Raw genomic sequence first — 22,324 nt, forward strand, 5'->3', positions numbered from 1 at the left:
AAATATTTAACCTGAGATAATTTCTCGCTTTACGCGCTGTGAGATACTCGTAATCAGCTCATAAGAAATAGTGTTTGCCGTTTGCGCTAAGGTTTCTGCCGTAGAATTAGCATCAAAAACAATAACCTCATCACCCTCACTACAATCTATATCGGTAATATCTACCATAATCATGTCCATACAAACATTACCAATTATGGGTGCTTTTTTATTGTTTATAGTAACAAAACCTTTCCCGTTTCCATAAATTCTACCAATACCATCGGCATGACCAATAGGTAAGGTTGCGGTTTTTAAAACCGATTCGCTTTTAAACGCTCGATTATAACCAACTGTTTCGCCTTTTTTTAATTCATGGGTTTGCGAAATCACTGTTTTTAAGGTTGCAATAGGTTCAAAGTTTACATTTTCTTCTTCGGAATTTCCAAAACCGTATAAGCCTATACCGCTACGTACCATATTAAACTGCGCTTCTGGATAATTTAAAATTCCTGAAGTATTACAAATATGAAGCATAGGCTTGTAGCCAAACATGTCTTCAAAATTAGTGGCAATATCTTTAAAAGCTTCTATTTGATTTAGCGTGAACGCTTTCTCTTCCAAATCTTCACTAGCCGCTAAATGCGAAAAGATAGATTTTACATGAATAACTTTGGTTTCACCTATAGTATTATGAATAGTTTCTACATCGCCTTGCCAAAACCCTAATCTATTTAAACCCGTATTAAACTTGACGTGAATAGGATAGTTTTGTTTTTTTTCCGCGGAAGCGATTTCAATAAATTCTTTAAGTATTTTTAAATTGTAAATACTAGGTTCTAAATTATTTTCTAGTAAAACTTTGAAATTTACCGTTTGCGGATGCAGTACCAAAATAGGCTTTGTTATCCCTGCTTTTCGTAATGCCACACCTTCATCTATATAAGCTACAGCAAAATAATCGGCCCCAATAGTTTCTAAATAATTTGCGATTTTAGAAGCTTCATTACCATAAGCAAACGCTTTAACAACGGCTAAAAATAGCGTATCGTTATTAAGTCTCGATTTTAAATACTCAAAATTATGTTTTAGTTTTTTTAAATCGATTTCAAGCACAGTTTCTCTTGCTTTAAGCATCGGAATCTTTTGTTTTAGATTCAACCTCCTCTTCATCTTTCACTTGCATATTGCGCACTTTATCGCGCTCCATAGCTTTGTAATAAGCTGCTCTGCTTAAAGGTTCGTACTCTTCCACTTCACCTAAAAGCACCAAACTATCGCTTTTCGCTTTACGGTAACTGTATTGAGCTAAATTCCCTGTGCGGGTACAAACAGCGTGAACTTTAGTAACATAATCGGCTGTTGCCATTAAGTTTGGCATAGGCCCAAAGGGATTCCCTTTAAAATCCATATCCAATCCGGCAACAATTACACGAACGCCTTTGTTAGCCAAATCGTTACAAACACGAACAATTTCATCATCGAAAAACTGAGCTTCATCTATACCAACCACATCACAACCATCGGCCAAAATAGGGATGTTTGCTGCTGCTGGAACAGGTGTAGAACGAATTTCGTTAGAGTCGTGAGACACAACCATTTCCTCGTCGTAACGCGTATCTAAGGCTGGTTTAAAAATCTCAACGCGTTGCCTTGCGAACTGTGCACGTTTAAGTCTACGGATGAGTTCTTCGGTTTTTCCCGAAAACATCGAGCCGCATATGACTTCAATCCATCCAAATTGTTCTTTATGATTTACCGTATTTTCAAGAAACATTTCGTAATTTTAACACTAAAATTGGTTTGTATAAAGGTGACGCAAATTTATTAAAAATCAAACGCCTTAATACCTTTAAATTTTAAATTTATAAACAATGAAGAAGAAATTAGAATCTGAACTTGTAAGTATAGCTCATAGAATTCTGAAACTGAAAGGTAAAGAAGATGTAATTAAAATGCATACCGAAGCAAAAGAGTTGTTTGAAAAGCTATCGGTTTTAAAGTTTGCTCAGGAAAATTTTGAAGATAATATCCCGAGTATAGGTAACGACTCGTCGTTTTTTAGCATGCTCGACACGGCCTTTAACAATAAAATTAGTGATAATATTGAGCATGACGACACGATTTACACCAATTTAGAAGATAACCAAAACGAGCCCATTACCGAGCCTTTAATGGAAACTATTAAAGACATGGTAGCGCAAATGCCGCATGAAACACAACAAGTAGACGATTTGTTTGAAAAAGCAGAACCTAAAACACCTATTATAAAACATAACTTAGAAGACCTAACTCTAGGCTTTGAAGAAACGCCTATTTTTGAACCTGTAAAGAAAAATGAAAACGCTGTTTTAAATGATAAAAAATCGCTTAACGATAAACTTAAATCTGGTGGTTTAAAAATAGGTTTAAATGATAAAATAGCCTTCATTAAACATTTATTTGATGGTCAAAATGAAGATTACGATCGCGTTATTTCCCAATTAAACACCTTTCTTTCTTTCAATAATGCCAAGGATTTTATTGAAACTATGGTAAAACCAGACTATAATAACTGGAACGGTAAAGAGGAATTTGAAACCCGCTTTATGGAAATTATTGAAGCTAAATTTGAATAATGAGTAAACTTTATATAGTACCAACACCTATTGGCAACTTAAAAGACATCACCTTTAGAGCTGTTGAGGTTTTAAAAGATGTCGATTTAATTTTAGCAGAAGATACCCGAACCTCAGGAAAACTCTTAAAGCATTTTGAAATTTCGACCCACATGCAAAGCCACCATATGCATAACGAGCATAAAACGGTTGAGAATATTATTCAGAAATTAAAAAGTGGAACAACCGTAGCTTTAATTAGCGATGCCGGAACACCTGCTATTTCCGATCCCGGCTTTCTATTATCTCGCGCTTGTATTGAAAACGGTATTGAAGTAGATTGCCTACCGGGTGCCACAGCATTTGTTCCTGCATTAGTAAATTCTGGACTACCCAATGATAAATTTATATTCGAAGGGTTTTTACCAGTAAAAAAAGGGCGCCAAACACGTTTACTACTTTTAGCTGAAGAAACTCGGACCATGATATTTTACGAAAGTCCGCATAAATTAATTAAGACGTTAGGACATTTTTGTGAGTATTTTGGAAAAGACCGAGAGGTTTCTGTCTCTCGAGAACTTACAAAACTATACGAGGAAACTATTCGTGGTACCGCAAAACAAGTATTAGAACATTATACCAACAAGCCACCAAAAGGTGAAATTGTAATTATTGTTGGAGGAAAAAAGAAATAAAAAAATGACATTAGATTTATTTAAAAGTACATTAAAAAACACACCGGAAACCATTGCTTTTTCAGATACCATAAACACTCTTGAAGCAAAATACAATTTTACACCAACCGCTTTTACAAATGGTGAATTAGCAAATGCTGCAGGTGAAAACTCTGGCTCTTGTAAATTATTTGCCTTTGCCAAAAACGAAGGTTTTACAAAAGAAGAAACTCTTGCTTGTTTTGGTCAATACTATTTTGAAGATGTATTAAAAGATCCTAACGGAGACGGACACCAAAACATTAGAAACTTCATGAAAACCGGTTTTGACGGATTAGCTTTTGAAGGCAACGCATTAACCGAAAAATAATAGGTCTCCACTCTCGATAAAAACTCATAAATGCAAATACAATTAAAGGCTTACAACCTAAAACTTAAACATACATTCACCATTTCTAGAGAGTCTCACGACATTCAACCTAGCTTAATTGCTTGCCTTACCCTAAACGGAAAAACAGGCTATGGTGAAGCAACATCTAACCCATATTACAACATTACTGTTGAAAGCATGATGGCAGAAATTAACGCGATTTCAGCTGAAATCGAAAACTTCAACTTTACAACACCAGAAGCTTTTCATGCATTCTTAGTTGAAAAAGGCTTAACCAATTTCGCTATTTGCGCTTTAGATTTGGCTGCTCACGATTTATACGGCAAACTAAAAGGCAAATCTCTTTACGATATTTGGGGAACAACTTTAGAAACATATCCAACAACCAACTATACTATTGGTATTGCTAGTATTGATAAAATGGTAGCCAAAATGAAAGAAATGCCCTGGCCTATCTATAAAATAAAACTTGGCACCAACGACGATGTTAACATTGTAAAAGCATTAAGAGAAGAAAGTGATGCTATTTTTAGAATTGATGCTAATTGTGCTTGGACGGCAGATGAAACTATTAAAAACGCACCGCTTTTAAAGGAATTAGGTGTTGAGTTTTTAGAGCAACCATTAAAAGCTGATGATTGGGAAGGTATGAAAAAAGTAATGAAACATTGCGTTTTACCTGTTATTGCAGACGAGAGTTGCATTGTTGAAAATGACGTTGAAGCCTGCGGAACACACTTTAGCGGTATAAATATAAAACTAACGAAATGCGGCGGTTTAACACCTGCTTTGCGCATGATTAAAAAAGGTAAAGCCATGGGCGTAAAGGTTATGGTGGGTTGCATGACGGAATCTACTGTTGGTATTTCGGCTATTGCCCAACTTATACCTCAACTCGATTATGTTGATATGGATGGCGCGCTTCTACTTAAAGAAGATATTGCAAATGGCGTTATTATTAAAGAAGACGCCAGTGTTACTTTCCCAACTCTAGGGGGCAGTGGCGTAACTTTAAAATAATGGTTTATAATTTAGATTCCTTTCCCTCTAACCACATTTCCACTGAAGATAAAAACTACCTTTATTTTGGTGGCACCTCTTATTTGGGGTTACAAACCGATGTGGATTTTCAAAATATATTTATTGAAAACATTAGAAAACATGGAACAAATTATGGTGCGTCTCGAAAATCTAATGTACGCCTAAATATATATGACGAAACGGAAGCTTATTTATCTAAATTAGTTGGCAGTGAAGCTTGTGTTAGCATGTCTTCCGGGTATTTAGCCGGACAACTTATTGCTCAAAGTTTAAACACTGAAAAGCACAGTTTTTTTTATGCTCCAAATACACATGCCGCATTAAATTTATCAATTACAGAAAATAAATCAACCCCGTCTTATAGAGAGCTAAAAGCCATTTTAAGTTTTCATTTAGCAAACCAAACAGAAGAAACCCCTGTTGTTTTTTTAGATGCTGTAGATTTTTATGGTACAAATTTTCCTGATTTTGAAGGTTTAAAATCGTTACCACTTTCTAATACTATTTTGGTGGTAGACGATTCTCATGGCATCGGTATTACTGGTGAAAATGGTGGTGGCGTATTTAAAACTATTGAGACATTAAACCCAAAAGAACTTATAGTTTGCTGCTCTTTAGGGAAAGGTTTCGGAATTCAAGCTGGTGCTATTTTTGGATCTAAGTACAGAATTAACAAATTAGAAAGCACGGCATTTTTTGGAGGTTCTAGTCCTGCTGCTCCAGCTAATTTAGCAACTATAGTTAGCGCAGAAAACATCTATAATGCGAAACGAAAAATGCTAAAATATAATATCGATTATTTTATAAACAATATAGAAAATCTTGAAAGGTTTAAGTGGATGAAAACACATCCTGCTTTTAGCTTTTCTAATGAACAATTAAATAAACATCTCGAAAATAATAACATTATAGTAACTAGTTTTAGGTATCCCGATGAAACATCACCTATAATGAGTAGAATTGTAATTAGTGCAGCCCATACAGAAGAAGATATTAGCAGACTTTGTGAGGTTTTGAATGGGTATAAATAAAAAAGGATGACTGTATAGCCACCCCTTTTATAAAACTTAAAATATTGAGTAATAGCCAAAACTATTCATCCCACCAAACAGGTGTAACAGGAGTTTCTTGATTCGCTAATACATTATCTTCATTTCTATTTAATTCAGTTGTTGGATAATTAGCTCTTCGAAACCATTCCCCAAAATAGTCACTATCTTCACTATCTTCTTCAGATCTAATTGTTAAACCAGTAAACACATCTTCTGAGAAATCATACCTTCTAAAATCAACAAATGTTTCTGGGTTTAAAAAATTATTAATGTATTTCTCTTTCATAATATGGTGTAATGCTAAACCCGCTTCTCCAACAGCTATTGCTCCATCGGCTAAATAATCAGCACCATCAACATCAAACATCTCAAAACTAGCAGCAACACCTTCAATATAAGCTGCATAAGCTGTGGCGTCTGCACCAACACTTGTTGTTGTCCCTCCACCAACTAAAAACGCAGCTTCTGCTTTAATAAACATAGCTTCTGCATAACTTATTAAAAGTAAAGGAGAATCTATACTTGTATAATAGCCATCGGTTGCAAAACCAGTATTTGCATCGGTTCCGTCTGGAGAAACTCCTGCGCCTCCACTAACATAACCTTTATACTCGGTTTCGGTATCGTCTATTTCTGCAAAAAGCGGCAATCTTGGGTCTATTTCTAACGTACCAGTAAATGGGTAATAATCTCCATTCATTGAGCTTACAATTTGACTAGCAATATCTTTGCTTAAATTCCCTGTTAATCGAGATAAAATTTCTTCTGAATACCATGGGTTTATGTTTGTATCACTGTAGAACATCTCAAAATTATCATCGTTAGATGTAAATCCATTTGAAATAGTTGTTAGTACATCGTTAGCTGTTATGCCTGCTTTACCGACTAAGTGTAATTGGTAACGCGCTTTAATTGTGTAAGCCGCTCTTAACCAAAAATCGGTATTACCACCATAGATTAAATCAGAAGCCCCTAAGGTAAAACCAGAATTATCAGCTCCTTGCAGCGCTGTTATAGCTCCATCCAATAAATCAAAAATTTCTGTGTATATCTCTTCTTGCGTATCGAAAGCAGGAAAGTTTGAATCTGGACCTTCTGTGGCTTTAGAATAAGGAATATCATCCCAACTATCTGTAGCAATACCTAAATTAATAGCAATTAAAATATCGGAAATAGCACCAATATGAGGTGCATTGTTTTCGACAGATTTTTCTTTAATAACCTTTAAATTAGGTAAAATATAAAGGTAAACCTGAGACCATAACCCACTTACAGAAGTTTCTCCTGCTGCACCACCACCTGTAGATACAAAGTACTGCGTATAATTACCAAAAGACAATTCTGCAGAACGTTGCCCCTCCATGGTGCTATGGATAACGGGCGCCATTAAATCCTTCATACCTAACTCATCTAAAGATGCTGTGTTAGATGGTGTATTTACATCAAAATAATCATCACTACACCCAAACAACGAGGCTACAAAAAGTGATAATATTATAGTTTTTATATTAAATTTTCTCATAATTCCTTTTTTTAAAATTCAACATTAAGTCCAAATGAATAACTCTGACTTAACGGGACACTTAAGCCTGTAAATCCATAAACATTACTTCCGGCGCTGTATTGATTTCCTTCTGGATCGAAACCTTCGAAAGGTGTCCATACAAGAATATTACTTGCGCTAACATTAAAGCTAAGTCTATTTAATTTTAGCTTTTGTGTTACTGAATCTGCAAAATCATAAGAAAAACCAATATTTCTAAGCTTAACCCAAGAAGCATCTTGCACTAAAACTTCTGAAGCTCTATTGTAAACCGTGGAACTTCTATAATAATCTTGATCAATATAAGTTTCAATCGTGTTTGTTGTATAACCACCACTTCCATCGTCCATAACGCCATCTAAAACGGTATCTACATTACGGAAGGCAGTCAAACCTCTAACACCATTTCTAATGGAATTACGTATTCCAGAATCGTAAAGATCTCCTCCTTTTTTATATTCTAACACAAATTTAAATCCGAAACCTTTATAAGTAAAACTATTATTTACAGATGATATAAAGTCTGGAAATGCATTACCAACAATAACACGTTCATCTAAATCGATAACAGGTAAACCGTTTGAGGCTATATAACGTTCACCATCTTCATAACGCCATTTGTAACCATAAAGATTACCCATTTTATCTCCTTCTCTAATTTCTGAAGTGACTCCTGCAAAACCAGAATCGGCAAAAATGATAGATTCAATATCATCAGGAATATCAAGTACATTTCCCTCACTTGTAGACCAGTTTAGAATCATATTCCATCTAAAATCCTCATTTTTAATAATATCTGCACTTAACAAAAACTCATGACCATAAACCTCATAATCTCCTGCATTTCTGGTGATATAAGATAAGCCTGAAGAATAAGCTGTACCAACATTAAATATTTGATCAGAAACCCTTGTTTTAAAATAAGCGTAATCTAAACGAATACGATTATTAAAAAAACGTAAATCTGCTCCTATCTCTGTAGATTGATTTTTTTCGGGAATAATATCCAAATCACCAAGTGCAGTGCTTCTTCTATAACCACCAACACCTCCAAAAGGAAAATCTCCGTCTACCACAAAATATTGGCCAACCTGTCCAAATCCAGGACCTTTTCCTACTTCTGCCCAAGAAGCTCTTAGTTTCCCGAAAGAAAAAACATCACTCTCACCAAAAAGACTAGAGATATCATAAGCTAAACTTGCCGACGGATAAAAGAAAGATCTATTCTCTTTAGGTAAAGTAGACAACCAATCGTTTCTTCCTGTTAAAGTTAAAAACAACTTATCTTTATAAGCCATTTTTAATTCTCCAAATACACCTGTATTACGTAATTGCACGACACTATTACTTATAAAAAAGTTAGTTGTGTTTCCAATTTCATTAATACCTGCAATATTTAAACCTTCTCCTCGAGCTTCATCATAAATTCTTTTGGTATCAGAAACCTGATGACCTAGAGTTAAATCTGTTGTAAAATCATCTGACCAATCTTTATTTAAAGCAACCAAAAGGTTAGACTCTAAACCTGTGAAATTTATGTTTTGATTTAAAACAAATCCTCCCACTTGTGAACCTCCATCTAAATCTGGTCCAACATAACGATTTCGCCTGTCTGAATAATTATCAACCTGAGCAGAATACGTTACATTCATCCATTCTTTAGGAGCCCAATTAAATGTTGCATTTCCAATCCAGCGATTAACATCATCAACAAGACTGCTTGTTTCCATTAAATACCTTGGATTATCAATAACTCCAAAAGAATAATCACGTTCTGAGCCATCTTTGTTTTGATAATCGTTTATAGGAAATGTACCCGAATAATAAGACAAAGCACTCATTACCGATTTATCACCGCCGTTAGCACGACTACCTCCAGAGTTTGAATAAGAAACAGATGTGTTAATTTTAAATTTATCCGAGACATCATAACCTGCTTTAAACCTAAAATTAGTTTTGTCGTAATTTGTATTTGGTAAAATACCTTCGTCACTACTATTTCCCATAGAAAAGAAATAATTCATAACATCTGTTGCTCCACTAACACTAAGGTTTAACTGAGTGTTTACTCCTGTTTTAAATAAATCATATGGACTGTAATAAGCATCACCTGTTAAATCCACCACAGTACCATCGGTTAATGTAGCAGAATCATCACTAAACTTTGGTCCCCAAGAATAAAAAGATGTACCACCTAGCCTTGTAAAACCCGTTTCGGTTTCTGGAGTATATAAAGTTCTTGGAAGATTAGAAAAACCTTCTCTATATTCTGTTTGATCATCTGGAGTTTTCACAATACTTCTAAAAGTTGTAGAAGCTGTAAAATTAACCTTAGCCTTCCCTAATTTCCCTTTCTTCGTTGTAATAATAATAGCACCATTAGAAGCTCTAACACCATAAAGTGCAGTTGCAGCAGCACCCTTCAAAACACTATAACTCTCTATATCTTGAGGGTTTATATCTCCTGCACGATTAGAAAATGCAAACTGTTCAGAACTGCTAGCAGAATTAGACCCTGTACTTGGCCTAACTTCACCAGAAAAGGTTTCATTATTTAAAGCCAAACCATCAACGATTATTAAGGGTTGATTATCTCTAGACGGATTAACGGAAGTTATTCCTCTAATTAAAATATCTACACCACCACCAGCAGAACCAGAAGTTCTACTAATTTGCACACCCGCAACTTGACCTTGTAATGCTTCTAAAGCATTAGTTTGCCCTACTAAGTTCACATCTTCAGCATCAACTTGTGTAACAGAATATCCTAAAGACTTTTGTTTTTTAACCACACCAAAAGCAGTAATTACCACTTCATCCAAGTTACCAGCGTCTTCCGTTAATGTAACATCGAGTTTCTCGCCTGTTACCGCGGCTTCTTTTGTTGTAAAACCTAAAAACGAAAATACTAGAATATCGCCATGAGTTGCTTTTAAATTGTAGAGTCCATCAAAATTTGTTGATGCTCCCGAATTTGTTCCTTTAATTTTTATATTCACACCCGGTAACGACATGCCTGAAGCATCAGTCACTACTCCTTTAACATTATAATTTTGAGAAAATAATAATGAAAAAGTGGTTGCGAAGAAAAAAAGAAAATTTAGAGTAGTTTTTTTTCTCATATTAAAATTGATTTGAATTAGTTATGATAAATTTAACCAAAAAACAAAGTAAAGTGTGATATATCCTTGTTTTTTATTCCTTTTTGATGAAAATTCAATAATCAACATTAATATGCGAAATAGCTTTATTTATACTATTTTTGAGCAAACAAATTAAGAAAAATGAAAAATTTAGTTACTACAACCTGGTTAGGCGAAATGAGATTTGAAAGCACAAACCCATCAGGACACAATCTTTTTATAGATGCAGGTGAAGAAAACGGCGGAAAAAGCGAAGGTTACCGTCCAAAAGCATTAATGTTATCTGGCTTAGCAGGTTGCTCTGGGTTAGATGTAGCATCCTTAATTAAAAAAATGAAATTAGAGGTCGACGATTTTAAAATAGAAACCGAAGCCAACCTAACCGAAGAGCACCCAAAATATTACGATAAAGTTGCTATGCGCTTTCATTTTTACGGCAATAACTTAAACGAAAAAAAGCTTCAAAAAGCAGTCGATTTATCTATTGAAAAGTATTGTGGTGTTATGGAAATGTTCCGTCAATTTTCAGAATTAACCATCGAAACACACTTTCATTCAAAATAATATTTTCAAGTATAATAAACGCAATAAAAATCGCTAGTACTAAGTTAAATTACATAAGCTATACGGTTCTATAATTGTTAGTATTTTATACGAAGCCCTTTAAAGTATAAAGTTTTAATTACATTTGAAACCTCTTAAAGAAACACAAAATGCGTTGGACATTAAAAGAAAAACCACAGGCAGCAGAAACTGAAGCTTTGCAGAAAGCATTAAATGTAGACGCTACCACAGCAACATTACTTTTGCAACGTGGTATTAAAACTTTTGAAGAAGCAAAAACTTTTTTCCGCCCTAGCTTAACAGATTTACACGATCCATTCTTAATGAAAGATATGGACAAAGCTGTGGCACGTATAGAAAAAGCAATTGCGAACAACGAAAACATTTTGGTTTATGGTGATTACGATGTAGATGGCACGAGCTCTGTGGCGCTTATGTCTACCTACCTTAAATCAATACATAATTTGGTTTACACGTATATCCCAAACAGGTATGATGAAGGTTATGGCGTATCCTATAAAGGAATAAACTTTGCACTAGAAAATAATTTCACTTTAATAGTTGCTTTAGATTGCGGCATTAAAGCCATAGATAAAGTGGCACACGCCAAAGAATTGGGTATAGATTTTATTATCTGCGACCACCACCGACCAGGTGCTAAAATTCCAGATGCAGCAGCCGTTTTAGATCCAAAACGAGAAGACTGCAACTATCCATATAAAGAACTTTGTGGCTGTGGTGTAGGCTTTAAACTTATTGAAGCTTTAGCATCAAAAGAAGGAAAAACAGCCGAAGATTTAACCGAATATTTAGATTTAGTAGCCACGGCTATTGGAGCAGATATTGTTCCTATAGATGGTGAAAACCGTGTTCTTGCTTATTTTGGTTTACAAGTTATTAACACCAATCCTCGACCAGGAATTAAAGCCATTTTAGCGCAAGTAGAAAAAACAGAACTAACCATAACCGATGTTGTATTTATTGTAGCACCACGTATCAATGCTGCTGGCCGTATGAAACATGGTAATTATGCGGTAACCTTATTAACCGAGGAAGATGATGAGTTAGCGACTAAATATGCCGCAGAAATTAACGATTACAATCTTGAGCGTCGCGAAACAGATAAAAGAATAACAGAAGAAGCACTTGTCCAAATTGAAAAAAATAAAGAACAAGACCGCCTAACCACAGTTGTTTACGATAAAGATTGGCATAAAGGCGTTATTGGTATTGTAGCTTCTAGATTAACCGAAACCTACCATAGACCAACTTTGGTTTTCACTAAAAGTGGTGAGTTTTTAGCAGCTTCGGCACGTTCGGTAAAAGGTTTTGATGTTTACAATGCCTTGGAAGCTTGCGCCGAACATATTGAACAATTTGGCGGACACAAATACGCGGCAGGATTAACATTAAAAGAAGAAAACTACGAAGCCTTTAAACAAGCTTTTGAAGACAAGGTTTCTAAAACTATAGATAGAAACTTACTTACACCCGAAATAAAAATAGATTTAGAAATAGATTTAGACAACATTACGCCTAAATTTAATAGAATTTTAAAACAATTTGCTCCTTACGGCCCCAGTAATATGACACCTGTTTTTTTAACCGAAAACCTAATTGATACAGGCTACGGAAAACCAGTTGGTGCAGATCAAACTCATTTAAGATTAACAGCTACGCAAGCCGGCACATCTATAAATGTTGTTGGTATTGGTTTTAGTATGGCAGATAAGTTTGAAATTATTTCAAACGGCAAGCCATTTAAAGCTGTTTATTCTATAGACGAAAACGAATGGCAAGGTAATATAAGCTTACAAATGAAAATACGTGATATTAAGGCTTAAAACCTTAATAGTTACTATTATTGCAAGTTAAAACTAAAACTCCTGTCTTCGCAGGAAGGTAATCATGGCAAAAACTGATCCCTACGCAGCACTGCGCATTAAAGAATTCAATATATTTTTATTAGTCCGCTTTCTACTTGTTTTTGGTTGGTCTATGCAATTTATTGTTATTGAGTGGCAAGTTTACAGCCTTACAAAAGATCCTTTATCTCTTGGTATTATTGGTTTAATGGAAATTATACCGGCCTTTACCATGGCGCTTTTTGCAGGACATATTGTAGATCAAAAAGAAAAACGAAATCTCTTAGCCACTTGTATTGCTGCTTTTTCTCTAATTAGTTTTGGATTATTTATGCTCACTTGGGATAAAATTGTTGGAGATTGGGGTTCTAAAAGCATTTTATATTCCATTTACGCCTTAGTCTTCTTTGGGGGCTTTTTACGTTCCTTTTTTGGACCTACGATCTTTTCTCTTGTAGCTTTAATTGTTCCTAAAAAAGTATATCCTAACGCCGCTACATGGAACAGTTCAACTTGGCAAATGGCAGGTGTTTTAGGCCCTGCTCTAGGAGGTTTCACCATCGGTTGGATTGGAGTACATTGGTCGCTATGCATCATATTCGGACTCATTCTTATGTCCTTTTTTATCTTATTACAAATAAAACGCAAACCTATTTTAAACCCTAAAATAGGAGAACCTGTAATAGACAGCTTAAAAGAAGGTGTGCGTTTTGTATTTAAAACTAAAGCTATTTTAGGTGCCATGACTTTAGATATGGTTGCCGTACTTTTTGGTGGAGCCATTGCACTACTTCCTGTTTTTGCACAAGACATTTTAAAAGTAGGAAGCGAAGGTTTTGGCGTATTACGTGCCGCACCAGCCGTTGGCGCTTTCATTACTATGTTGATTACAGCATATATTCCGATAAGTAAAAATGCAGGCATGAAATTATTAGTCGCTATTTTCGGTTTTGGAGTCTGTATTATTGTATTCGGGTTATCTAATATATTTTGGGTTTCAGCAATAGCCTTATTCTTTAGCGGCATGACAGATGGTGTGTCTATGGTGATTAGACAAACCATTTTTCAGATAAAAACACCCGACCATATGCGTGGTCGTGTATCCTCAGTAAACTCTATGTTTGTAGGATCTTCAAACGAGTTAGGCGCTTTTGAAAGTGGCGTTACCGCGAAATTTTTCGGTGCCGTTACTGCTGTGGTTTTTGGAGGTACCATGACATTAATTACTGTGGTTGCCACAGGTTTAGCTTCTCCTTCTTTTAGGAAATTAGATTTAACTGAAGATTTAAAAGCACACGAAAGTGATGATTAATTTTTACTTCATATCAAATTGAAATCAAAACAATGTAAGAAACCTAAAAAGTCTAATCGTAAAACTCAATGAAAACAGCTATCTTTGGCAAATCTTCGATTTTTTGAAGACTGTTGATTATGAAGAACATTAGAAACTTTTGCATTATTGCACATATTGACCACGGAAAAAGCACACTTGCCGACCGTTTGTTAGATTTTACAGGCTCTGTAACAGCTAGAGAGCAACAAGCCCAACTACTTGATAGTATGGATTTGGAGCGCGAACGTGGTATTACCATAAAATCGCACGCCATCCAAATGGATTATGAGTTAGATGGTGAAAAATATATATTAAATTTAATTGATACTCCTGGCCACGTAGATTTCTCTTATGAGGTTTCTAGATCTATTGCTGCCTGCGAGGGTGCGCTTCTAATTGTAGATGCCGCACAAAGTATACAAGCACAAACTATTTCTAACTTATACTTAGCTTTAGAGAATGATTTAGAAATTATTCCGGTGTTAAATAAAGTAGATTTACCAAGTGCAAACCCAGAGGAGGTTACCGATGATATTGTAGATTTATTAGGTTGCGATCCAGAAGAAGTTATTCACGCCAGTGGAAAAACAGGTTTTGGTGTCGAGAATATTTTAAAAGCTATTATCGATCGTGTTCCTGCTCCAAAAGGAGATCCTGATGCACCTTTACAAGCCTTAATTTTCGACTCGGTTTACAATACTTTTAGAGGTATTGAAACGTATTTTAGAGTTTTTAATGGTGAAATAAAAAAGGGACAAAAAATTAAATTTGTTGCTACAGATAAAGAATATTATGCAGACGAAGTTGGAACTTTAAAACTAACTCAAGTTGCTAAAAAAAGCGTAAAAACTGGAGATGTAGGTTACTTAATTACAGGTATTAAAACCGCTAAGGAAGTAAAAGTTGGTGATACTATTACCGATTTTGCTAACCCAACTACAAATATTGTAGAAGGCTTTGAAGATGTAAAACCAATGGTATTTGCTGGTATTTATCCTGTAGATACTGAAGATTACGAAGAGCTTAGAAACTCTATGGAAAAGCTACAACTTAACGATGCCTCGTTAGTGTTTGCTCCAGAAAGTTCTGCGGCTTTAGGTTTTGGTTTCCGTTGTGGATTCTTAGGAATGTTACACATGGAAATTATACAAGAACGTTTAGAACGCGAGTTCGATATGACGGTAATTACTACTGTTCCCAATGTATCTTACCATGCTTATACAAACAAAAACCCGAACGAAGCCTTTATTGTAAATAACCCGTCGGATTTACCGGAACCTACTACAGTAAATCGTGTTGAGGAACCTTATATTAAGGCTACTATTATTACAAAATCTGATTTTGTTGGTAATGTGATGTCTCTTTGTATTGAAAAACGTGGTATCGTTCTTAATCAAACGTATTTAACACCGGAACGTGTTGAGTTAACTTTTGAAATGCCTCTTGCAGAAATTGTATTCGATTTTTACGATCGTTTAAAAACAGTTTCCAAAGGGTATGCTTCTTTCGATTACCATCCTATCGGAATGAAAGAATCAAAATTAGTACGTTTAGATATTTTATTAAATGCACTTACTGTTGATGCGCTTTCTGCCTTAATTCACGCCGATAACGCACAGAATATTGGTAAGAAAATGTGTGAGAAATTAAAAGAATTAATTCCACGTCAACAATTCGATATTCCAATTCAGGCGGCTATTGGTGCAAAAATTATTTCGAGAGAAACAATTAAAGCCCTTAGAAAAGATGTAACAGCAAAATGTTATGGTGGTGATATTTCTCGTAAAAGAAAACTACTTGAAAAGCAGAAAAAAGGTAAAAAACGTATGCGCCAAGTAGGTAATGTAGAAATACCTCAGCAAGCGTTTATGGCTGTTTTAAAGTTGAATGATTAAAACATTTTTATAATTTTTAAAATGAAAAAAATCGTTTTTTTAGCTTTCGCTTTAATTCTTTTTCAAAATAATTATGCTCAAAAACACTTTTCTGCAGAGATTCTAACAGGTGTTGGGTTTAACAAAAACCTAACACTTGTAAATGAAAGTGTTGAGAATTACAATGTATTTACAACTCAAGTAAATGCTAACTATCAATTCAATCTTTATAAAAAACTATTTGCAGAAACAGGAATAGGTGCGCAATGGTATTTTAGCTCAGGAGATGTTGGCGTTTCTAATTTTAAGTCTACTAGTTTACACTTAAATGTACCTTTTATAATTAGCTATCCTCTATTTAATAAAACTAGTATTGGCATAGGTGCAGCCTTATCAAACAATAAAAGTTTTGATGATTTTGATTTTAGGGCAAACCACAACATTAGAACTTCGCTTCTATTAAAAGGAACTTATATATTAAACAGCAACTTTAATCTGCTTCTAATAGCCAAACAAAACCTATCGAATACTCCTGATTTATACTTAATAAATCAACCAAACTTTGATGTCTCAGTAGGTATTTCCTATAAAATATTTTAGTGCATGAAAACATCTTATACTTTCTTTTTTATTTTACCCCTATTATTACTGAATTGTTCAAAATTTAATGAAGATTTAAAAGGAGACTTTATTAAAGCAGATGAAGCATCTATTTCTGATTTCGACACAGATTTCCCTGTTTTAAATATTTCGGTAAATCAAGAAGAATTCAATAACATGTACTTAAATTATAATGATGGTATTGAAATTGAAGCCTTTTTAAACCTATATAGAAATAACGAGCTTTTAATTTCTGACGAGTTAATCGAACTTGAAATAAAAGGCACAGAATCTGCAACTTTTGAACTAAAGTCTTTAGGTCTTAAATTTGACGATACTTTTGAAAACAAAAACAACGTTTTAATAAATCCAGATTATGTGCTTTCTCATCATTCTATCGAAAAGATAAAATCTTTTCGATTACGAAATTCCGGAAATGATTTTAAAGAAACCTTATTAAAAGACATATCATACACTCAACTAGCCATTAATGCAGATTTAGATCTCGATTTAACATACTACGAACCAGCTATTGTTTTTATAAATAATAGTTTTTCAGGAATAATGAATCTAAGAACAGAAGGCAATACCAATGGTATTTCTAGATTAAATGATGTTAAAAAGAAAGCAATAACATTAGCAAAAATTAACTACCCAAGTGAAATCGAAAAAAAAGATGGTGATTTTGACCGTATCGATGATTTCATTGAGGCTATTGAAAACAAAAATATTCAATATCTAAAAGAAAACGTTGATATCAACAATTTCATTGACTACATAATTTTCAACACTTATATATCAAACGTAGATTGGCCTTATAACAATGTTAGATTTTATGCTGTTGACGATAAACCTTTTAGATTCATTACTTATGATCTAGACTGGGCTAATACTCGAAAAACGGACGAACACCCTTTAGAATTCATAAAAAGTCCTACAAAATACTCAGCTAAAGACGCTATAAAAAATCCTATTACAGACCTTTTCAATATCTTATATGAAGATACTGATTTTAAAAATCAATTTAATAAAAGGTATCAATCAATTGTAGACAGTAAGGTGCTTTCATCTGATAATTTTAATAATATTGTAGACAAAAACTATAATACTATTAAGGAGTACATGCCAACCCATATTAGTAAATACCATGATATCAATACTATGATTGAATGGTATAGAAATATTGAGTTATTGAAAGAAAATTTCAAAAAGAGAGAAGAAAACATAGAAGACTTAACTCCTCTATTTTAATAAACATTTACTGCTCTAACCATTTTCTAAAATCGGAAGTTGTTGACGAACTCGTCATCACTTTTTCTTTAATTCCTGTTACTGTAATTAGTAAACGGTTTTTAAAATGACTTTCTATATTTTCGATACCATCGATACTTATAATTTCACTCCTATTTATTTTAAAAAATTTGCTGGGATGTAATTGACTGTGAATAGCTCCTAAATTTTGAGAAATAGTATGGCGTTTCCCTTTTAAATCGGTTGCCATGCAGAAATCGCCAGAGGCTTCTATTTTTACTATTTCTGAAACACTTAATAACTGAATGCCCTTAGATTTCTTAATAACAAATCGTTTTTTATAACTGGTGTGCTCTTCTTTTAAAGCTGACTTTAGTTCGCTTATTGTTTCTTGATTTAATGCCGTGTAATGCCCTTGTTTAAATAAACACTGGTATTTCTCTATAGCTCTTTTAAAATCCAACTGCGTGTATGGTTTTAAGATATAAGCAATACCATTGGTGTTAAAAGCTTGAAATAAATAATCATCGTGAGCAGAACAGAAGATAATAGGCGTATTTATGGAAACATCATTAAACAAATCGAAAGAAAGCCCGTCTAACAGCTGAATATCCGATAGAATAAAATCGTAAGTATTATTCTTCAACATCGATTTTCCTTCACTTATAGAGCGTGCCCAATCGTGAGGGATTTCATCTTCAAAATAATCGTTTACAAAGGATAGCAACTTTTGGTATGCTGGTATTTCGTCTTCTAAAATTAAAATCTTCATACTATTTTCAATTTTCTTCAACTAAATTAATAATCGGGATTGCTATTTTAAATTCTTCTTCTGTATCAACAATAACAACTTCTTTATCTGATAAGAATTTATATCGTGTTTTCAAGTTCTCTAAACCCGTTCCAAACGATTCGTTCTTAGATATAATATTAGACTTCGTATTAACAACCGTTAATTCATTTTCATCAATATAAATTACCGTTTTTATAGCACTACCGTCAACGGGTTTATTATGTTTCACTACATTTTCTAGTAATGTTTGTATTGCTCCTGTTGGTATAAACTTATCTTCAATATCAATTTTCTTTTCTATTTTAAAATCGTAATCTGTTGCAAAACGTGTTTTAATTAAAAACATATAATTTTCGGCTAGTTCAATTTCTTCAGATAACTCCATGACCTCAGCATCTTTGGTTTTTATTAAATACCTGTAAATAAGCGACAACCTATTAATATACTCTTTAGCTTTTACTGTATCACGATCAATAAGTGCATCTAGGGTATTTAAATTATTGAACAAAAAATGCGGATCTATTTGTGAACGGAGCAATTTAAGCTCGTTTTCTTTTTGTTGTTTTTCAATTTTTAAATATTCGGTTTGCCCTTCATAAAACTTTTTAGTTAAAAATAATGCAAATGGAAAGGCCGATTGCTGAGTTCCTAAACTAATCATTTGTAAAACAAAATCGATACCCTTAGGGAACTTTGCCCAATCGTTAGCTCCTGTCCAAAAGCCTATAGTATAATCGATTCCAGAAATAATAAGTAAAATTAAAACGCCGTAAATTATAAACAAAGCGTATTTTTTTTGAACAACTACTTTTGGTATTAACCAAAATGTAAATAAAAAAATAACACTTGTAACACTTATAGTCTCGACAGGAAAATCGATTAAATATTCTCTCAGCAACGCATCACGCTCAATATAATACTTGCCTTGAATAATAAACGACACCAAAAAATAAACGCCTAAAATTAGAAAATCGGTTCTATTTATTTTTTTATTCATAGTTATACAAACATATTAATTATTATCATTAATTCTGTTTTCTTCATCTTCAGAAGCGTTTCTTCTACTTGTCTTTTTTCCAAATTTAGACCCAAAACTATACGATAATCTTAATTGAATATTTTGCCTAGATTGATTACTCTCTACTTCTGCATACAAGCCATTATAATCAATAACCCCAACAAACCCTCTATTTAAAATTTTACTAAGCGCTAAATTTACTTTTAGTTTATCGTCTAAAAACTTTTTACCTAAAGAAAAATTTAAATCGGCAAACCAATCGGTATCAAGACCTCCTTCTAAGGCGCCTGTTCCGTAGTTTCCACTAACCTCTGCATTAATTTTCCATGGCAGCTCGTAACTAGCTTGAGTAAACCAAATTAAGCTCCATTTTTCTAAATTTAAATTATTAGTGGTAGATCCAAATTTATTTTGACTCACAATTATTCCCGTATATCCTTCTACGTTATTTATAAAACTTAAAGGACCAAATAGTCTAAAATTCCAGTTTTTACTATCGCTTAAATTAATAGTTGTACGCTCTATTTGTGCAGTTTCATTATCTTGAGAAACAAACTGAAACATATCATCTTTAGTTTCGCTGTAAGCTATTGCAAAAAATGGTTGCCCATCGAAGGTTAAATTAAATTGATATTTATTAGTGAACGATGGTTTTAAATTTTCGTTACCAACATCTGACGATAATGGATCGTAATACGTAACAAAAGAGTTTAAAGTATTATAACTAGGCCTGCTAATACGGTAGCTATAAGCTAGACTTGCTGCTAAATTTTTATTTATTTTTCTGCTTAATGCCGCACTTGGGAAAAGCTTAGAAATTTTCCGTTCTCGTGTTTCATTATCACTGCTAGATGTCCCTTTTGTATTGCTATCCTCAAAGCGTAAACCACCAGAAAAAGACCATTTACCTTCTGTGATGTTAATTTTAGAATAGAGAGCAAAAATGTTTTCATCTACCAAAAAAATATTGCTTGCTGCGTTATTAAACTCAAAATCACCATCTTCATTTTCACTAAAAGATTGCAAATCGCTATCTGTATTTACCTGAGAATATTTTGCACCAACACTTAGTTTAAAATCTTCGGAAAGCGTACGAACATAATCACTCTTATAGGTTTTAATTTGGTAATTTCCGTCTTGTAAATACCTTTGGTTTATGTAAGCAATAGTACTACCGTCTACAGATGCCAATGTGTTTCTATTATCGTTTTTATAATCTACATAATTAAAATCGGCTGTAAGCTTATGTCCTTCCGTTTTAAACTCATAATACGGATTGATATTAAATACTTTTTGGTCACGATTAAAACTATTTTCAGAATACAAAAAATCTGTAGTGCTCGCTGTTGTTATAATATTTGCACTGTTTGCAACTCTATCAGAATTTGTATTACTGTTTTTAACTCCAAAACCAATAGAATGTTTATCATTAATGTAATAATCAATACTACCACTAATTCTAAACGTTTTAGGATTATAAGGTTCAATAGTTGCTTGGTTGTAGTTTTCGTCTCCAACGCTTCTATTAATAAACAAATCTTCACGCCATGTCGGGCTCGAATAGCCTGTACTAGCTTGCCAATTTAACTTGTTTTTATAACTAGCAATAGATGCACTTGTACCATGCTCAAAGCCTTCATCTTCACCAACCCAAGTAGACACACTACCATGTGTACCTAATTTTACGTTTTTCTTTAAAATAATATTAATAATTGGCCCAGACCCTGTAGCATCAAACTCTGCACCTGGCTGCTCTACCAGCTCTACTTTAGCTATATTATCGGCAGGCATATCACGTAACAGCGTATCCATATCCATATAATCGGTAGTTTTTCCGTTTATCAAAATTCTAATATTACTTTGCCCAGCATAACTAATACCATTATTGGTTACAATAATTCCTGGCACGCCACGCATAACATCTTGTAAGTTAGAATTTACCATTTCTGATTGTTCCAAATCTATAATCAATTTCTCGGCCGTTTGCCTAATTACAGGGCGTTTATGGGTAATTACAATTTCATCTAAAACATCTTCAGTTAAGATAAAATCCATAGTTTCAGAATTATTTTCTAACATAAAAGCATTAGATCGTTTCATTTTAAAACCTAATACCGAAATTTCGAGATAGTAATTGCCGTTTTCAATATTTTCAAATTTATAGAATCCTTCTTCGGAAGAAATAACGCCTGTAACAGTTTCTTTTGAAATTGCATTATGTAGTATAACATTAGCAAACTCTAAGGGCTTTTTACTATCATCTAAAATATGACCAGAAATATCGTTTTGAGCATAAGCCGAAACTATACTTATAAAAAAAATAATGAGCGTTTTAATAATTGTATTCATAACTGTTCGATTTTTTGATATAACAAATTTGAATAAAAATGGATGGAATAAAAAATACAATAATATCAAATGGGATAAAAAAAGGTTGAATTGGTATTATTTAAAGTTGAATTGTTTTTGCCTTCAAAGCATAACTCCCAGTTATTTACAATCACACACGCCACTAATTCCATGAATTTTATCGCCTAATATACGGCTGTCCTTTTTTTCCTTCAATACTAAAGAAAAACAATCACTATTCTTCAAGCTTTTTGGTG

18 protein-coding genes are annotated in these 22,324 nt (G+C 33.6%); 11 read left to right on the top strand and 7 right to left on the bottom strand.

From position 1 onward, the window contains the following. Positions 1 to 6 precede the first annotated feature (6 nt). Both alr and GQR98_RS06125 read right to left on the bottom strand, forming a co-directional pair. Positions 7 to 1,116, bottom strand: coding sequence for an alanine racemase (gene alr / locus GQR98_RS06120; protein WP_159018732.1), 1,110 nt, complete (start codon positions 1,114 to 1,116; stop codon positions 7 to 9). Continuing rightward, entirely contained in the window at positions 1,109 to 1,756 is a 648-nt protein-coding gene (locus tag GQR98_RS06125; RefSeq protein WP_159018733.1) for a thymidine kinase, read from the bottom strand. The genes alr and GQR98_RS06125 overlap by 8 nt, the downstream gene beginning before the upstream one ends. A 97-nt stretch (positions 1,757 to 1,853) precedes the next feature. Here GQR98_RS06125 and GQR98_RS06130 point away from each other — a divergent pair, with 97 nt between their 5' ends. From GQR98_RS06130 to GQR98_RS06150, 5 genes are read left to right on the top strand one after another with little or no spacing between them, the layout of a single operon-like run. Next, positions 1,854 to 2,597, top strand: coding sequence for a hypothetical protein (locus GQR98_RS06130; protein ID WP_159018734.1), 744 nt, complete (start codon positions 1,854 to 1,856; stop codon positions 2,595 to 2,597). Then, positions 2,597 to 3,271, top strand: coding sequence for a 16S rRNA (cytidine(1402)-2'-O)-methyltransferase (rsmI, locus tag GQR98_RS06135; RefSeq protein ID WP_159018735.1), 675 nt, complete (start codon positions 2,597 to 2,599; stop codon positions 3,269 to 3,271). The genes GQR98_RS06130 and rsmI overlap by 1 nt, the downstream gene beginning before the upstream one ends. Before the next feature lie 4 nt (positions 3,272 to 3,275). After that, complete coding sequence (locus tag GQR98_RS06140; RefSeq protein WP_159018736.1) at positions 3,276 to 3,620, top strand: HopJ type III effector protein; 345 nt, start codon at positions 3,276 to 3,278, stop codon at positions 3,618 to 3,620. A 30-nt stretch (positions 3,621 to 3,650) separates the two neighbouring features. Then, positions 3,651 to 4,661, top strand: a complete 1,011-nt coding sequence (locus tag GQR98_RS06145) for a dipeptide epimerase (RefSeq protein WP_159018737.1) — start codon at positions 3,651 to 3,653, stop codon at positions 4,659 to 4,661. Next, positions 4,661 to 5,713 carry an aminotransferase class I/II-fold pyridoxal phosphate-dependent enzyme gene (locus GQR98_RS06150; RefSeq protein ID WP_159018738.1) on the top strand — a complete coding sequence of 351 codons (1,053 nt, stop codon included), beginning with the start codon at positions 4,661 to 4,663 and terminating at the stop codon, positions 5,711 to 5,713. The genes GQR98_RS06145 and GQR98_RS06150 overlap by 1 nt, the downstream gene beginning before the upstream one ends. 61 nt (positions 5,714 to 5,774) lie before the next feature. Here the strand turns inward: GQR98_RS06150 and GQR98_RS06155 are convergent, their stop codons facing one another. Further along, complete coding sequence (locus GQR98_RS06155; RefSeq protein WP_159018739.1) at positions 5,775 to 7,256, bottom strand: SusD/RagB family nutrient-binding outer membrane lipoprotein; 1,482 nt, start codon at positions 7,254 to 7,256, stop codon at positions 5,775 to 5,777. 11 nt (positions 7,257 to 7,267) lie between these two features. Continuing rightward, on the bottom strand, positions 7,268 to 10,399 hold the full coding sequence (locus GQR98_RS06160) for a SusC/RagA family TonB-linked outer membrane protein (protein ID WP_159018740.1): 3,132 nt from the start codon (positions 10,397 to 10,399) through the stop codon (positions 7,268 to 7,270). A gap of 162 nt (positions 10,400 to 10,561) precedes the next feature. Between GQR98_RS06160 and GQR98_RS06165 the strand changes: the two genes are divergently transcribed. The 6 genes from GQR98_RS06165 to GQR98_RS06190 all read left to right on the top strand — a co-directional run bounded on the left by GQR98_RS06165 (position 10,562) and on the right by GQR98_RS06190 (position 17,907). Continuing rightward, positions 10,562 to 10,984, top strand: coding sequence for an OsmC family protein (locus tag GQR98_RS06165; RefSeq protein ID WP_159018741.1), 423 nt, complete (start codon positions 10,562 to 10,564; stop codon positions 10,982 to 10,984). 149 nt (positions 10,985 to 11,133) lie between these two features. After that, positions 11,134 to 12,828: a single-stranded-DNA-specific exonuclease RecJ gene (gene recJ / locus GQR98_RS06170; RefSeq protein WP_159018742.1), complete on the top strand. Its 1,695-nt coding sequence runs from the start codon at positions 11,134 to 11,136 to the stop codon at positions 12,826 to 12,828. Between the two features lie 64 nt (positions 12,829 to 12,892). Continuing rightward, entirely contained in the window at positions 12,893 to 14,161 is a 1,269-nt protein-coding gene (locus GQR98_RS06175) for an MFS transporter (RefSeq protein WP_159018743.1), read from the top strand. 119 nt (positions 14,162 to 14,280) lie between these two features. Then, entirely contained in the window at positions 14,281 to 16,077 is a 1,797-nt protein-coding gene (gene lepA, locus GQR98_RS06180; RefSeq protein ID WP_159018744.1) for a translation elongation factor 4, read from the top strand. Between the two features lie 21 nt (positions 16,078 to 16,098). Further along, positions 16,099 to 16,656, top strand: coding sequence for a hypothetical protein (locus GQR98_RS06185; protein WP_159018745.1), 558 nt, complete (start codon positions 16,099 to 16,101; stop codon positions 16,654 to 16,656). A 3-nt stretch (positions 16,657 to 16,659) separates the two neighbouring features. After that, positions 16,660 to 17,907, top strand: a complete 1,248-nt coding sequence (locus GQR98_RS06190) for a CotH kinase family protein (protein ID WP_159018746.1) — start codon at positions 16,660 to 16,662, stop codon at positions 17,905 to 17,907. 7 nt (positions 17,908 to 17,914) lie between these two features. On the opposite strand, the gene GQR98_RS06195 is transcribed toward GQR98_RS06190, so the two are convergent. From GQR98_RS06195 to GQR98_RS06205, 3 genes are read right to left on the bottom strand one after another with little or no spacing between them, the layout of a single operon-like run. Further along, the gene (locus GQR98_RS06195) at positions 17,915 to 18,679 is read right to left on the bottom strand and encodes a LytR/AlgR family response regulator transcription factor (RefSeq protein ID WP_159018747.1); all 765 of its coding nucleotides are present in this window, start codon (positions 18,677 to 18,679) and stop codon (positions 17,915 to 17,917) included. A gap of 7 nt (positions 18,680 to 18,686) precedes the next feature. Continuing rightward, positions 18,687 to 19,697: a sensor histidine kinase gene (locus GQR98_RS06200; RefSeq protein WP_159018748.1), complete on the bottom strand. Its 1,011-nt coding sequence runs from the start codon at positions 19,695 to 19,697 to the stop codon at positions 18,687 to 18,689. 15 nt (positions 19,698 to 19,712) lie between these two features. Beyond that, positions 19,713 to 22,067, bottom strand: coding sequence for an outer membrane beta-barrel family protein (locus GQR98_RS06205; protein ID WP_159018749.1), 2,355 nt, complete (start codon positions 22,065 to 22,067; stop codon positions 19,713 to 19,715). Positions 22,068 to 22,324: the final 257 nt, after the last annotated feature.

This window comes from Algibacter sp. L3A6 (assembly GCF_009796825.1).
Taxonomy (GTDB): Bacteria; Bacteroidota; Bacteroidia; order Flavobacteriales; family Flavobacteriaceae; genus Algibacter.